The 15399-nt window shown below is 29.4% G+C and carries 17 protein-coding genes and 1 riboswitch; of the genes, 4 read left to right on the top strand and 13 right to left on the bottom strand.

Going from position 1 to position 15399, the window contains the following annotated elements; all coding sequences use genetic code 11:
- Nucleotides 1-262 precede the first annotated feature (262 nt).
- Nucleotides 263-373: riboswitch (SAM riboswitch) on the bottom strand.
- Nucleotides 374-553: 180 nt separating this feature from the next.
- The 10 genes from GXK56_RS19985 to GXK56_RS19940 form a co-directional block, all read right to left on the bottom strand.
- A complete protein-coding gene (locus tag GXK56_RS19985; protein ID WP_160690783.1) occupies nucleotides 554-1507 on the bottom strand; it encodes an MraY family glycosyltransferase in 954 nt (317 codons plus the stop codon).
- A 268-nt stretch (nucleotides 1508-1775) separates the two neighbouring features.
- Nucleotides 1776-2417 carry a V-type ATP synthase subunit D gene (locus GXK56_RS19980; RefSeq protein WP_160690695.1) on the bottom strand — a complete coding sequence of 214 codons (642 nt, stop codon included), beginning with the start codon at nucleotides 2415-2417 and terminating at the stop codon, nucleotides 1776-1778.
- A 3-nt stretch (nucleotides 2418-2420) separates the two neighbouring features.
- Nucleotides 2421-3800, bottom strand: coding sequence for a V-type ATP synthase subunit B (locus GXK56_RS19975; RefSeq protein WP_160690693.1), 1380 nt, complete (start codon nucleotides 3798-3800; stop codon nucleotides 2421-2423).
- Nucleotides 3793-5571, bottom strand: a complete 1779-nt coding sequence (locus tag GXK56_RS19970) for a V-type ATP synthase subunit A (protein WP_160690691.1) — start codon at nucleotides 5569-5571, stop codon at nucleotides 3793-3795. Before GXK56_RS19970 ends, GXK56_RS19975 begins: the two co-directional genes overlap by 8 nt.
- Before the next feature lie 123 nt (nucleotides 5572-5694).
- Nucleotides 5695-6012, bottom strand: coding sequence for a V-type ATP synthase subunit F (locus tag GXK56_RS19965; protein WP_160690689.1), 318 nt, complete (start codon nucleotides 6010-6012; stop codon nucleotides 5695-5697).
- Nucleotides 6005-7006: a V-type ATP synthase subunit C gene (locus tag GXK56_RS19960; RefSeq protein WP_160690687.1), complete on the bottom strand. Its 1002-nt coding sequence runs from the start codon at nucleotides 7004-7006 to the stop codon at nucleotides 6005-6007. The genes GXK56_RS19965 and GXK56_RS19960 overlap by 8 nt, the downstream gene beginning before the upstream one ends.
- Nucleotides 7007-7022: 16 nt before the next feature.
- Nucleotides 7023-7610 carry a V-type ATP synthase subunit E family protein gene (locus tag GXK56_RS19955; RefSeq protein ID WP_160690685.1) on the bottom strand — a complete coding sequence of 196 codons (588 nt, stop codon included), beginning with the start codon at nucleotides 7608-7610 and terminating at the stop codon, nucleotides 7023-7025.
- 18 nt (nucleotides 7611-7628) lie between these two features.
- The gene (locus tag GXK56_RS19950) at nucleotides 7629-8117 is read right to left on the bottom strand and encodes a V-type ATP synthase subunit K (RefSeq protein ID WP_160690683.1); all 489 of its coding nucleotides are present in this window, start codon (nucleotides 8115-8117) and stop codon (nucleotides 7629-7631) included.
- A 13-nt stretch (nucleotides 8118-8130) separates the two neighbouring features.
- The gene (locus GXK56_RS19945; protein WP_160690681.1) at nucleotides 8131-10083 is read right to left on the bottom strand and encodes a V-type ATP synthase subunit I; all 1953 of its coding nucleotides are present in this window, start codon (nucleotides 10081-10083) and stop codon (nucleotides 8131-8133) included.
- Nucleotides 10070-10396 carry an ATPase gene (locus tag GXK56_RS19940; protein ID WP_160690679.1) on the bottom strand — a complete coding sequence of 109 codons (327 nt, stop codon included), beginning with the start codon at nucleotides 10394-10396 and terminating at the stop codon, nucleotides 10070-10072. The genes GXK56_RS19945 and GXK56_RS19940 overlap by 14 nt, the downstream gene beginning before the upstream one ends.
- A gap of 404 nt (nucleotides 10397-10800) precedes the next feature.
- Between GXK56_RS19940 and GXK56_RS19935 the strand changes: the two genes are divergently transcribed.
- Genes GXK56_RS19935 through GXK56_RS19920 form a run of 4 tightly spaced genes read left to right on the top strand, consistent with a single transcriptional unit; the run spans nucleotide 10801 to nucleotide 11861 of the window.
- Nucleotides 10801-10998, top strand: coding sequence for a hypothetical protein (locus tag GXK56_RS19935; protein ID WP_243156193.1), 198 nt, complete (start codon nucleotides 10801-10803; stop codon nucleotides 10996-10998).
- Between the two features lie 16 nt (nucleotides 10999-11014).
- Nucleotides 11015-11284: a spore coat protein gene (locus tag GXK56_RS19930; protein ID WP_160690677.1), complete on the top strand. Its 270-nt coding sequence runs from the start codon at nucleotides 11015-11017 to the stop codon at nucleotides 11282-11284.
- Between the two features lie 58 nt (nucleotides 11285-11342).
- Nucleotides 11343-11558 (top strand): hypothetical protein, encoded by a 216-nt coding sequence (locus GXK56_RS19925; protein WP_160690675.1) that lies wholly within the window; start codon nucleotides 11343-11345, stop codon nucleotides 11556-11558.
- A gap of 15 nt (nucleotides 11559-11573) precedes the next feature.
- The gene (locus GXK56_RS19920; protein WP_160690673.1) at nucleotides 11574-11861 is read left to right on the top strand and encodes a spore coat protein; all 288 of its coding nucleotides are present in this window, start codon (nucleotides 11574-11576) and stop codon (nucleotides 11859-11861) included.
- A gap of 186 nt (nucleotides 11862-12047) precedes the next feature.
- Here the strand turns inward: GXK56_RS19920 and GXK56_RS19915 are convergent, their stop codons facing one another.
- From GXK56_RS19915 to GXK56_RS19905, 3 genes are all read right to left on the bottom strand, one after another.
- Entirely contained in the window at nucleotides 12048-12485 is a 438-nt protein-coding gene (locus GXK56_RS19915) for a hypothetical protein (RefSeq protein ID WP_160690671.1), read from the bottom strand.
- A 115-nt stretch (nucleotides 12486-12600) separates the two neighbouring features.
- Entirely contained in the window at nucleotides 12601-14265 is a 1665-nt protein-coding gene (locus GXK56_RS19910; protein ID WP_160690669.1) for a B12-binding domain-containing radical SAM protein, read from the bottom strand.
- Nucleotides 14266-14679: 414 nt separating this feature from the next.
- Complete coding sequence (locus tag GXK56_RS19905; protein WP_160690667.1) at nucleotides 14680-15183, bottom strand: hypothetical protein; 504 nt, start codon at nucleotides 15181-15183, stop codon at nucleotides 14680-14682.
- Nucleotides 15184-15399: the final 216 nt, after the last annotated feature.

Here is a 15399-nt window from a genome sequence, read left to right as displayed (position 1 = left end):
CTAATAGTTTAAGTGAATTTTCTTCAAATCTACTTTCTCTTTGATACTTATTATTTAACACTTTTCTATATTTGTTATTGCTCTTAACCGTAACAGTTTAATAAATTATCAGCTTATTGCTTTATAGATGTCAAGTCTTAACCCATATTAATTATTCCTCCATTTTATTAAATAATTTTTGTATGATATAACTTAATATCACTCATATAGCTTATAAAAAAAAGCCTAAAGGTATTTCCTTTAGGCTTAAAAGCTCTTAAACACCTTATCTATCAGTTCTTACACTGCAGGATTTAGCACCTTATATATCCTTTAGGAATACATCGGTTGCTGGGTTTCATCGGGCCAGTCCCTCCACCACTCTTGATAAGTATAATATTTAATTCATTATATATTATAAAAACTTTTTTGTAAAGAATTTTGCATAGAAACTCGACTCACGTTCGTTCCCTAAGTAAGTGATTCACACAAAATCATTCTTATATGAAGCTAATGCCCTTCGGTTATTAGCTAAGTTCGAGTATCCAAATGCAAGATTTGGACTCTCACTTATCTACTTATCTCTTAGTAACAGCAAAACTATGGAAATTGCACTAAAAGTAAAACTAATCACCATTATATAATTTATAATCTGAACAGTTGAAAAGCCTTTTTCTTCAAGTCTAAAGTGTATTTGACTTCTATCTGCTTGATATACTGGCTTTCCTTCTGTAAATCTCTTAAAAATAACAAATAAATTATCGAATATAGGTACAGCTAAAGCAAGTATTGGTATAACTAAACTAAATACTGTAGCTTGCTTAAATGCACCCTCTAATGCTGTAATACTTAAAATAAAGCCTAAAAAGTTTGCTCCCGAATCACCCATAAATACTTTTGCAGGGTATTTATTATAATAAAGAAATCCTAAAATGGCACCTGCTAGTATTATAGAAACTAATGCTGATTCAGGTTGACCTAATATTATTGCTGCAAAAAAGAAAGTTGCTGCTGATATTAATGATAACCCTCCTGCCAGACCATCCATTCCATCTGACCAGTTTATTACAGTAGTAACTCCAAATATCCATGTGATTGTAAGCAAAAATTGTATTGTTGGATTTAATTCTATGAAAACTCCCGAAATAGGATTAGTAAAACCTTTAAATGCAATGTCTGCATTAAACACCAGAATTGCCGAAAATATCTGAACAACTAATCTAGGTAATATAGGAAATTCCTTTCCTTTTGTTTTATACCAGTCATCAATTAATCCAATTAACACTATCATTGTTGCTGCTATAAATATTGTTATCTGTTGATTAAAATTTTCTCTTTTAAATATAAAATATGAAATAAAAAATCCTATATATAAAGCAATTCCTCCACATAGAGGTGTTGGCTTTTTATGCTGCTTACGCTTATTAGGTTTATCTGTAAAATGTAACTTACTAGCTAGTTTCATAAGAAATGGCATGGTAATTAGTGCAATTATAAGTGAAACTACCATTGCTAATATATAATTCATCATTCCTGCTCCTTAGTTTATTCAGTCTATTTCAGTAAATTATATCCAAGTCTTCCACTTCGATTAACTCACTATTAGATTATACTATTAAAGATATTTTATATCAATTACAAAATTATTAAGCTTAGAACACAAAATATAATGCCATCATAAAATCATTTGAACTAATAAATCTATAACAATATTTTTGATATACATTAAAAATAGACCAGAGATATAAATTATATCCTAACTGGTCTATTATTATTTCATCTAATTGATTAATAACTTAACCTCTTTGTTCAATCATGCTTTTGACCTTCATTAATCTTGTTATAGAAGCTCTTTCATTTTCATCTAATCTCATTCTAATGTATTTTATGGTTTCTTCTAAATCTGGAATAGTTCTATATTCAAGAGCATTAACTCTTCTTCTAGTCTTTTCAATTTCATCAGCCATAAGCTGACAAGCTTTTTCTACTTCGGCAAGCTTTAAAAGCTGTGGAAGAATTCCATAAAGCTTAGAAAGTGTATCATCAAGTTCAGAAGAAGTGTTAGCAAATCCATAAGGATATATACTCCCTTCATCTCCCTCAAGCTGTCTTTTAAAGTTCATTACCGGAACAGATACGCTCATTATATTTTTTTCTGCAACTTCCACTGAAATATGTTCTTTGGGATAAGCAATTGCTTCTTCTAAAAACTCTGAACTCATTACAGCTCTTGCCATAACAAAATCTTTTAATGAACTTTGAAGTTTTTCTTCTACTTCTTTTCTAAGTTTATTGTTTTCTTTAACAAGAATAATAAACTGCCTCATTAATTCATCCTGCTTATCCTTTAAAAGTTTATGACTTCTAGTTGACGTTGCTAAGGTTTTTTTTAGCTTAGAGAGTTCCATCCTGGTAGGATTGACATTTAACTTTGCCATAAGCTACGCTTCCTCTCTTGGCATATATTTTTCAAGGTATTCATCTCTAATTCTCTTAAGCTCTGATCTTGGGATCATCTTTAATAATTCCCATCCCAAATTTAAAGTTTCTTCAATTGTTCTATTAGCATCAAATCCTTGTGATACATATTTTTCTTCAAAAGCTTCTGCAAATCTAGCAAGCTTTTTATCCGTATCACTTAAAGCTGATTCTCCAAGTATAGCTGATAGTTCTTTTGCCTGTTTACCTTGAGAGTATGCTGAAAATAACTGATTCATAGTATCTGCATGATCTTCCCTTGTCTTACCTTTTCCAATCCCTTTATCTTTAAGTCTCGAAAGGGATGGAAGTACATCTATAGGTGGTGTAACACCCTTCTTATATAATTCTCTTGAAAGTATTATCTGACCTTCTGTAATGTATCCAGTCAAATCTGGAATAGGGTGAGTTTTATCGTCTTCAGGCATTGTCAGTATTGGAATTTGAGTAATTGAGCCAGCTTTTCCTCTAATTCTTCCTGCTCTTTCATATAAAGTTGAAAGGTCAGTATATAAGTATCCTGGATATCCACGCCTTCCTGGAACTTCTTTTCTTGCTGCTGAAATTTCTCTTAAAGCTTCTGCGTAATTTGTTATATCTGTCATTATAACAAGCACATGCATTCCAAGTTCGTATGCTAAATATTCTGCAGTTGTAAGCGCCATTCTTGGGGTTGCTATTCTTTCAATGGCAGGATCAGATGCAAGATTCATAAATAAAACTGATCTATCTATAGCTCCTGTTTCCTTAAATTCATCTACGAAAAATTGAGCTTCTTCAAAGGTAATACCTATAGCTGCAAAAACAACGGCAAATTTAAAATCTGAATTTAAAACTTTAGCTTGTCTTGCTATTTGTGCTGCAAGAGCCGCATGTGGAAGTCCTGCTCCTGAGAAAACAGGTAACTTTTGGCCTCTTACTAAGGTATTAAGACCATCAATAGCAGAAACTCCTGTTTGAATAAATTCTGAGGGATAATCTCTAGCTACAGGATTAATAGCTTCACCATTTATATCTAATCTTTTTTCAGGTATTATATCAGGGCCATTGTCTTTAGATCTTCCCATACCATCAAAAACTCTTCCTAACATATCTTCAGACACACCAATTTCAAGTGGTTTGCCTAAAAATTTGACTTTTGTATTCTTTAAATTAATACCTGCAGAGCCTTCAAAAATTTGCACCATAGCCTTTGAGCCATTTATTTCAAGAACTTTACCTCTTCGTCTTTCTCCAGTTTGAAGTTCTATTTCTACTAATTCATCATATTTAACGCCTTCAACACCTTCAACTACCATCAAAGGGCCAACAACTTCTGTTACTGTCTTGTATTCTTTAATCATTTAATGACCCTCCTTCGTTTATAAGCTCTTCAATTGCAGACTTTAAGTCCACAGAAATTTCATCTATCTTCTTTATATCTTTTTCATCTATATATTTACTTCTTGCAATTCTATCTTTTATATCTTCAAGATTTAATATGCTGCTTAGATAAACACCTTCTCCTAATGCTCTTTCAGCTTCCCTCTTAAATTCAATAATAAGCTTTAACATTTTATATTGTTTATTTAAGGAAGTATAGGTATCAACATCATGGAAACTGTTTTGTTGTAAATAATCTTCTCTAATAGATTTAGCTACTTCAAGCTTTAACCTGTCCTTTTCTGAAAGAGCATCAATACCAACAAGTCGTACAATTTCCTGAAGACTTGCTTCCTCTTGAAGTAAAGTCATTGCTTCTATTCTAAGCTTTCCAAAATCTTCTGCTACATTTTCATTCATCCACTTGTCAACAGTACCTTCATATAATGAATATGAGCTTAACCAGTTAATTGCTGGAAAATGTCTTTGATAAGCAAGACCAGCATCTAATCCCCAGAATACTTTAACTATTCTAAGAGTAGATTGTGAAACTGGCTCTGAAATATCTCCTCCTGGAGGTGATACAGCACCAATTGCAGTAATTGATCCAATTCTTTCTCCATCACCTAGACATTTAACCATTCCAGCTCTTTCATAATATTCAGCAAGTCTTGAACCTAAATATGCTGGATATCCTTCATCTCCCGGCATTTCTTCAAGTCTTCCAGACATTTCTCTCAAAGCTTCTGCCCATCTTGATGTTGAGTCAGCCATAATGGATACTGAGTACCCCATATCTCTAAAATATTCAGCTATAGTAATCCCTGTATATATTGAAGCTTCTCTTGCTGCAACTGGCATATTTGAAGTATTAGCTATAAGAACCGTTCTCTTCATTAAACTTTCTCCAGTTTTGGGATCAATAAGCTCTGGAAATTCATTTAAAACGTCTGTCATTTCGTTACCACGTTCTCCGCAGCCAACATAAACAACTATTTCAGTATCTCCCCACTTAGCTATTTGATGCTGAGTAACTGTCTTACCTGCTCCAAATGGACCAGGAATTGCAGCCGCTCCTCCTTTAGCTACTGGAAAAAATGTATCTATAACTCTCTGCCCTGTAAGCATTGGTTCAACTGGATTAATCTTAGCAGTATAAGGCCTGCCTTTTCTTACTGGCCATTTTTGCATTAAGGTTACTTCATTTTCACCATTTGATGTTTCAATAATACAAACTGTATCCGTAACAGTAAATTCTCCATCCTTAATTTTTTTAACCTTGCCTTCAATACCAATTGGTATCATAATTTTATGTTCAACAACTGGTGTTTCCTGAACTACTCCAATAATATCTCCAGCTGTTACTTTATCTCCTGCTTTAACAATACTATTAAATTTCCATTTTTTATCTCTATTTAATGATGGAACCGAAATCCCCTTTTTTAAGAAGTTTGATTTAGCTGCCTCCATAAAAGCATTTAATGGTCTTTGTATTCCATCGAACATTGCTTCTATAAGCCCCGGGCCAAGCTCTACACTTAATGGCTCACCAGTAGTTACAACTGGATCTCCAGGTCCTATTCCTGATGTTTCTTCATAAACCTGAATGGATGCCTTATCTCCCCTCATTTCAATAATTTCACCTATAAGTCCATTTTGTCCAACCTTACAAACATCATATATATTTGCTTCTTCCATACCTTCTGCAACTACTAAAGGTCCTGAAACTTTAATTATCTTTCCGGTCTTCAACTTCTCAACCACCTTTCTTTCAGTTAACAATTGACAATTAACAGTTAACAACTATGAATGCAAACCTTTGGTTTCCTTTAAATATATTACAAAAATTCCTTTAAGGAATTTTATTCTTCATTGTTAATTGCCCAAAATATTAACGCCTACAGCTTTTTCTACATTATCATTAATTCTTTGCATCCCGATATTTAAGCTTCCTTGATTGCTTGGAATTAGTATTACAGCAGGAAGCATTTGTTTTGTATATCTTTCTATAGTTTCCTCTATTCCTTGAGCTACCTGTTCAGTAACAAATATAACTGCATAGTCATTCATAGCTAATTTATCTATTGTCTTTCTTGCTTCGTCACTGTGATTAACTGGAAACACATCTATTCCTAAAGCTTTAAAGGCTAAAACTGAATCTTTATCTCCAACTACACCTATTTTCTTAAACATAAATATCACGCAGCCTTTCTCTAACTAATTCTCCAGAAATATTATTGATTTTACTAACCATTATAATTCTTATAATCTTTATTTCTGTTTCCTTAGCATAAATATAAGCAAGTAATGGCTCTACACCAAAAGGAATTATTTTTGCATCCTTCATTAGGTGCATTATATAATTGTCAATTAATTTTTCTAATAGGCTAACTGAACCAGTTTTAGAATAATACTCTAGACCGCTTTTAATAAATTCTGAATAACTGCTAGTGGAAATTTTCCCATATATATTTTCGGCATCGTCATTAAGCATACTTAGTATTTTATCTTTATCTATGAGACCGCCTTCAATGATAACAGAATCTAAAAATTCTCTATCTTTATTTTGTTTTTTTACTCTTAAAAGTGTTTTTAAATTTGTAGAATCAATTAATGCTGTTACATATTTATTTATAAAAGAATCTTTTATTTCATCTTTAATATGTAGTAATGATTTAAACATATATTTATCTAATATAATATCAATTGTTTGAGGATCTTTTGTAGTTTCAAAGGTAGATATGGACTCATTTATCCCCTCTCTTATCACTTCCGGAAAATCACTTAAATCTTTATTTTCTATTAATTCTTTCAACTTTAAAGTATTTAGACTTCCAACAGATATTATTAAATGTGATAAATCTTCTTTAAGAAATATTCCTTTTAAAATCACTTTTATATTTTGGTAATCATATTTAATACTCATTAAATCAACAAGAGCTTTTACGGGACTTATTTCATACATTAAGTTAAATAATCTATTTAACACTTCACTTAATATAATCTCATACTCATCTGCTCTTTTAATACTGGAAACAAGACTTCCATACTCAGTTTCCTGAAGTACCTTCAAAGCTTCTTCAGCAGAACTTGACTCTATCATCCTATCCAATTTTGATTTATCAAGGAGTTTTGTTTCATATACTCTGATTCTTGGTATAACCTGATTAAATATCATTTTATCCATTAGTTAACCTCCTTAACTAAAAAAGATCTCTTGCAACTTCCAGGCTTAAATCATCCTTTAGAGAATTAACCAAAGCTTCAAAAGTATTATTTATTTCAATACCATCTTTCTCTAAGATAAATCCACCTTTAAAATTTCTAGTTTCTTCACTAAAAATTATACTTGCTTTTGGTTTAAGCTCTTCATTTATTTCAGATAATATCTCATTAGAAATAATTTTTTTCCCTTCATTATTTAAAATAATTTTTTGTTCTCCTGTAATTCTGCTATTCAAAGTAAATTTTTTAACAAAGTCAACAAAATCTTCTTCCCTCAAATTGCAAAGAGATTTTATGGCTTCTTCAAATACTTCGCTTATAATCTCCTGCTTTGCTTTTAATTTCTCATTTCTACTTTTAAGGTGTGCATTTGAAATTATTCTTTCCTTTCTTGAACCAGCTTCTCTTTCAGCTTTTTCTATAATAATCTTTTCAGCTGCTTTTGCTTCTTCTACTTTTTTGTTAAATATTTTCTTACTTTCCTTTTCAGCCTCTGATAGTATAACTTCCTTCTTATCTTCTGCATCTTTAATAATCTTAGAAGTTAAATTATTTATACTAGCCATTATTTTCACATCCTATTCTTATTTAAATACTGAATTTACTAATAAGAATGATACAACGAATGCTAATATTGCATATGTTTCAACCATTGCAGCTAGAAGTATTCCTTTAGTATTTTGTTCTGGCTTTTTAGCCAAAATCTGCATACCTGCTGCAGACGTTTTACCTTGTGCTATTGCTGACCATAATCCAACAATTGCTATTGGTAAACAAGCAAATAATAAATATACACCTTGTGCAAGTGTTGTTTCTGGTTTTAATTGACGAAGTACTAATAATCCAATTACAAAACCGTAAAGACCTTGTGTACCAGGTAATAATTGAAGAATTAATGCTTTACTAAATTTTTCAGGTTGTTCCGATAATAAGCCTGCTGCAGCTTCTCCAGCTATCCCCACACCTTTAGCCGAGCCTATTCCTGACATTCCAGCAGCTAATGCCACTCCTAACGCCCCTAAAATAAATCCTCCATTGTTATCAATAAGAAATTGTATCCATGTCATTTCCATCTTAAATTTCCTCCTAATCTCTCTTTAAATTAATATACTTAGTTTGGGTTTCAAATGGCTTAAATGGTTTGCCGCCGCCATCATAAAACTTCGAAAAATATTCTACATAAGTAAGTCTCAAACTATGAACATATCCACTTAATAATGATAATAATAAATTTACTGTTTGAAATATTACAAATAATATCGGTCCTATAACAAATAATCCAATTGGTGCTGGGAGCATTTTAATAATCATATTAATTGCACCTGCAATAGAACCTCCTGAAAGGCCTATAGCCATAAGTCTTGCATATGATACCAAATCACCAAGATAACTTGTAATACCATATAATTGATATAATCCTTGTCCAATTTTACCGCCCACTGTCTTAGCTGATCTTCCCTGAGTAAATACAATGAGAAGTGCTCCAACTATTGCAGAAAAAGTACATATTGTCTTTAGCACAGGAATGTTCAGCATTGTTCCTGCTCCAATTCCTCCAAAAGATAATAAAGTTATAACCCAAGAGCCTACATCCATAAAAGCTTCTAATGGCTTTCCCATTCTTATTAATAAAACAGCTTTTATTCCCATACCAAAAAATATTTGAATAATACCAAATACGAAGGACAATACTAATATTGTCATAAAGTCTTTGCTTGAATCAATTAAGCCATTAAATTTAATTATGTCTCCAAAAACTGATCCATACATTAAACCAAAAGTAATTGTTGGAAAGCTTAAATACATAAAAAATTTAACCATCTTCTTAGTATTTTCTTCAAGCTTAAAGAATTTTAATGATACCAAGGTTGATATTAACATCAGTAGTCCATATCCTGCATCAGCAACCATCATTCCAAAAAACGTCAAATAAAATGGTGTTACAAATGGGGTTGGATCTATATCATTATATTTAGGAAGACTATACATTCCTGTAACAGCTTCAAATGATTCATTTAAATCATTATTTTCAAGCTTTATAGGAACATCATCTATTTCTTCTTCTTTAACCTCTTCAAAATTCAAATAATATTCTTCTTCTAGGATATTTTGAATTATTGTTGTAAATTCATCATTTTTACTTTCTGGTATCCATCCTTGTATTACAGTAACATTTTCAGTTTTCAACAAATTATTACTAATATTTTTTCTTATAATTAAATTATTATAATATTCATAAGCTAGCTGCAATATTTTCATTTCTTCTTCATATCCAGCCAAACGTTCTTTTATTATAAACTTATCTGCATCAATAATACTTATTCTCTCATTATAGTCATGAATTATTTTTAAAGGAGAATCTTCCTCTTCTAACTTAAAAGGAGTAAAACTAAAAGTTCTTAGAACATCTAAAACATCTTTTTCATCTTCCTTATAAACTAATGCAAAAAAATAAGTTTCTTTATCATCCTTAGACATAATTTCTATATAACAATCTTTTAAATCATTTATAATATTGTCCTCATAAAAACTTGGGACGCTTCCCAAAAAGTATGAAACCTGCTTCAATTCTTTTAAAGAACTAAAAGGAGCATTAAAACCTACATAAGGTGTTAATTTCTCAACACTTACCTTAAGCCTTGTTTTTTCCTTATCTAAATCATTTAATAACACTTCATATTCTCTTATTTTTTCAAAGACTTCATTTAACTTGCTATTTAAAACCTTATCTTTGAGTTCTGACATAGTTAAAGAAGTCTTTTCTTTAGTCAAAGATTTTATCCGAGATTGTTTATGCATATAGTTTTCTAAAAAACTTATTGTAAGCTTAATTCTTACTAATTGCTCTTCCCACTTTGCCAAATCAGAATCAATTTGCTCCTTAGTCAAGTCCTTAAGAATTTCATTGTTTTCCAAAAGATTTTCATCCTGCAAATTAATTAACTCAGCATTTGAAAAAGCCTGTAGCTTTTCAAGAAGTTCTTCCTTTTTTGATTCAAAGGCTAACAAAGTGAACTTATTCATTTTAACTATTGCCATGAATTCCCACTATCCTTTCAACCACTAAATTTACAGCTTGATTTATTTTCTTTTCAGATATATTTCTAATTTCCTTTGCTTCCTTTTCACCCTTATCCAAAATAGGCTTAGCTTCTTTATTACCACTTTCAATAGCTTTATTAATAATGTTTTCTGCCTTTTCTTTAGCTTTAAGTAAAATGTCTTCATATTTTTTTTGTGCGTCTACTGTTGATTTTTGAATCATTTCTTTTGCAGCGGTTGTTGCTTCTTTTACTATTTCTTCTGCTTTTATTTCGGAGTTCTTAATTTCTTCAATTGCTTTTAATGCCACAAGATCACCTCCTATATGTCAATTAAGCTAAATAATTTTTCAGTTTTTATATATGGTATTGATTACTTCATAAGGTTTATTATACACGGAATATACCACTTTTTCAATTATTTATACTTTTTTTACAATTTATTTAACAACAATATTTTTCTAGTAAACCTAAACATAATTTTCCGACCTTGAAATAAACATATTAATTAATCATTACTCAACAAATAGTAAAAATCTTATTTTGCTCACAATTTATCATATATATTTCAAAATCATATTTGCATTAAGCAACAATAGAAGAGTAGATTCAAAAACACATGCTCTCATAGTACTTCTTTTGAATATATGGCTTAATTTGCCACACATCTATACTTTTTTTTGTGCAATACTATTACAGTTAGGAGGTGATATGTATGAGTAATATGGGATTAACACCACATGAAACTCTTGAAGTTCGTGAGCTTATAAGTCAAGAAATGTTAGGTATAAAAAAAGTAAGTGCTAGCATAAATATGGTAAATGATCAAGATTTAAAAAATTATATGCAAGATACCTTATCTTCTAAGAAAGCTACTCTAAAAAATATACAATCTGCATTAAAAACATTATAGAAAGGAGGAATGTCATATGCCTCAAAATAATCAATTAACAGAAAAAGATATTGCGCTTGATTTAATGACAAGTTCAAAATCTGAAATAACAACATTAACAAAAGTCTTAACAGAAACAACGAATTCAGAGCTAAGAAACACCCTTATGAATGAACTAACTGCATGTGTTAATTCACATCACAGACTCTCTGACATCTCAATTAATAAGGGTTGGTATAATGCCCATGAAACTCCCGACAAGCAACTTCAACAAGATTTATCATGTATTAATGAAATTACTCAATAAATAAATTATACTACGTAAACTATATTAATCTTATTTTATAACCCTTGGAGGTGAATTTATGAATAATAATACTACTACTCTAACACCACATGAAATCCTTGAATTAAGAGAGCTTATGGATACTAATATTATTGGTATAAAGAAAATTCAAGCAAGCATTCCTATGGTAGAAGATGATGAATTAAAAAGTTTTGCCGAGAAATGTTTAGAAAGTAAAAAAGAAAATATAAATTTAATGCAAACTTTTATTGAAAATAATACAAATATAGAATAGGAAGAGAGTGATAGTATGTCTTTTTTAGATGCTTTACTTGGAAATGACAATAAACTAAACGATAAAGATATTGCATTAGACATGATAAAGGATTCAAAGTTTGGTGCAACTTCTTTATCTGCTGCTGTAGCAGAAGCTGTTAATCCTGAATTAAGAACAATGCTAAAACAACAATTAGACAAATCTATAACAGAACACTTTGATCTGTCTGATATAGTTATAGACAGAGGTTGGTATCCTGCGCAAGAACAACCTATGGAACAACTTCAAGAAGAATATGAAAATTCTCAAGATTTAACTTAATAGCAATTATGTATTTTTGAAATATATAGAAAACTAATAATTATAAAGTTAAAATCAAACTATAAACTGAGTTATTTATTCAAAAATAATATAAAGTCATCATATTATGCTTTACAAAACTTAAAATAATTATGATAGTTATTTTTATAAATGATTTTAGGTATAAAAATTAAGTTTAATTAGCTATTAAGGAATTTGATACTTTTCCATGCTTATATTTTGACAATATTCAGCACTAAAATCAGGTACATCCCAATCTATTTCTTCAGATCTAAATACACCCTCATTATGCCCATTCTTTTCTATATATTTATCTCCATCTTGTATTATTGTAACAGGCATTAAACTGCTGTACTTTACAGCCACTGGACCTTGGATTATTTCCCCATTTATCTCCATAAGCTTTCTATCCTTTGGTATAAAAACGCCATCACATTGCCATTTTTTCGAAGTGCTCTTATCTGGATGAAGAACATACCATGAATTATCATAGTTTCCTCCATCAGTTTCTCTTCTTGGTCCATATACTATTAAAGTTTCAGATGTAGAATTGGTTATTATAGCATTATTATCTTTATGTTCTAACTTTTGCTTTGTTGAAATGGTCATAGTTGAACTATCCATATTTCTCCTCCTTTGTTTACTTATTATATTACGTTATTAATATGCCCAAGATTTAATAAGTATACTCTCCTCCAGAGGTTATTCTTCATTTTTTTGCAAAGGAATCTAACATATTTTATATATTCTCTAAATAAACATATTCATTGTTATTGTTAAACATATAATATGATTTTTTTTCTAATATCTCTCCACTTTTGATATATTTATCTATGCTTATAGCAAACTTTTCTAAATGATATTCTTTAAATGAATACTCTTCTTTAAGCTTTTCTTTAATGCTCTTTTCTTCTTCTTTTTCCATATCACTTCTTAAAAATTCTGGCAATCCACGTCTCTTATTAAATATTAAGTAATTAAACCTTATAATTTCTTTTAAGTATTCATTACTTTCTTCTAAAACACTCTCATTAAAGTCTAAAAATACCTTATAGTATTCAGAATTTCCTATGTTCTTACTGAAGTATCCTTGCTTTTCAAAAAACATTCCTAAGCTATAATAAAACTCAAACGGAGAATCAAATTTATTTTCAAAATACTTGATAATAAGCTTAAATTTTTGAGAATTATAATATTTATCTACCATTTCTTCTACTTTTTTAAGCTTTAGCAGCTCTTCATATGAAAGTTTATCTGTTTTCAAAATTTCATATGGTGGATATGGCGAGTATTCCATTCCATATTTATCAGCATCTTCTCTCATAGAAGAACCTTTTAACAGTTTTAAAAAACCAAGTTGTATTTCCTCTGGTTTTATTTCATACATATCATTAAAGGACTTTTTGAAAGATTCGTAATCTTCTCCAGGAAGTCCTGCTATTAAATCTAAATGCTGATCAATATTTCTTAATGCTTCAATTTCTAAAACTTTTTCTTTAATATCGCTAAAATTAACAAATCTATTTATATTTTTTAACACTTCATCATTTGTTGTTTGTACTCCAACTTCAAATCTGAATCTTCCTTTTGGAGCCTTTGCTAAAAGTTTTATTTCTTCGTCATTTAATATATCTGCTGATATTTCAAAATGAAATTGAGTATTTGTATCTTGGTTTATTAAAAATTCCCATATAGCCATAGAAAATTTAGAATTACAATTAAATGTACGATCAACAAACTTAACTAATCTGACTTCTTTATTTATAAAATACATTAGCTCATTTAGGACTCTATCTATATCCAAAAATCTAACTCCATGACTTGTAGATGAAAGACAGTAACGGCAATTAAATGGACAGCCCCGTGATGCTTCATAATATACTATTTTATTGCTCAGATCTTCGTCTTCTTCATATGGAAAAACTATTTCCTCCATGGACATAAGTGGACGTTTTTCATTGGAATAAATTACATCATTTATTTTATAATGAAGCCCCTTAATCTCTTCTAGCTTAATTTTACCTAACTTATACAAAATAAAATCCCTATAAGTTTTTTCCCCCTCACCTTCAATAACATATTCTCCCACATTATTTTTCAAAAAGCTTCTTGAGTCAAATGAAACTTCTGGTCCACCATAAAGAATTTCTATCTTTGGATTTACTCTTTTTATTAAATTAGCTACCCTTGAAATAAGTTCAACATTCCAAATATAAGTTGAAAATGCAACAATGTCTGGTTTCTCTTTAATTATTTCTTCTAATATTCTCTCTTCTCTATCATTTATAGTAAGTTCTTTTATTTTAGCTTCATAATTAAGATCCCTTGTAAAATTCTTTAAATATCTAACAGCTAAGTTGCTGTGAATAAATTTAGAGTCAATTGCTGTAATCAATACTTTCATCTATAACTCGTCCTTTCATTTATCTTTGAACTTGAAAACAATAATAATTTTCATCACTTTAATAGTATACATTATTAAGTTTTTAATAAAAAGAACTAAGTTGTATTTATTTCAAGTATGCCGCCATTAAATATTTATATCCATGTAAATTACTTTAAGTAAGAAAAATAATTAAAATATATAAATATGCTTTAATTCAATATTACATTGTTTTCGAATATTCAAAACAAATCTTTTACAAAATTATGCAATTCCTCTTTAACCCTCATAAAATCTATAAATATTTATATATATTCATATTTTTATTGTTATCTAGTTTCATATATACATATTTTTATATATTCATACTTATCTATTTTCGTATTTATCTACTAAAATATTTAAACTGTTTTATAGTTAAATATTTCTTTTTTACTACCTGCTTAATTTTTTTCCTTTAATAAAAAAAACATCTTCCCATGCTTTAGTTTCCACTATTTCAAAATGTTTTTGTAATATCTTTTTTATTTCTTCAAGATTTGAATTTAAAAGCAAGTTTAAATTTTTGAAAACAAATTCTTTGATTTTTCCATTAGGAAGTATTACTTTTACCTTATTATTAAATACCTTTCCTCGTTCCTTATTTATATCCCAAATATAAATCTCCCCAAATTCATTTAAATAAGAGCTTACTTCCTTTATTAATTTTTCTTTTTCTAAATTGGTCCATAATTTATTTAATTCAAAAAAGAAAGTACACGCATCATATTTTCTATCTTTTAATTCTATTTTACTGTCTCCAGATACATAATCTAAAGATAGTTCTTCTTTAACTTCCTTTGAAATACTATATATAACTCCTAGATTTTTTTCTCCAACATCTAATATATCGCCTTTTAAAATAATATCCTCTAAATCAATTACTAGCGTTTTCCCCATTACCTTTCCTCCCTACTTATTAATATTTATGAAAACTAATCTAAAAATAATATTAATCTTATAAATCCATTTTAACATTTTTTACCATCAGAATAAACTTTATTTGTTTGTTCTATTTCCAAAAACAATAAAACTGCCCTAAAGTGATTATTAAATCACTATAAAGCAGTTTCATGTTCTATATTTTGCTGTATTACAAGTCAATATTGTCATTGT

The organism is Clostridium sp. C2-6-12 (assembly GCF_009928485.1).
GTDB lineage: Bacteria > Bacillota > Clostridia > Clostridiales > Clostridiaceae > Clostridium.
Note: the sequence above shows the minus strand (reverse complement) of the source record. Positions and strands in the feature narration are given on the sequence as shown.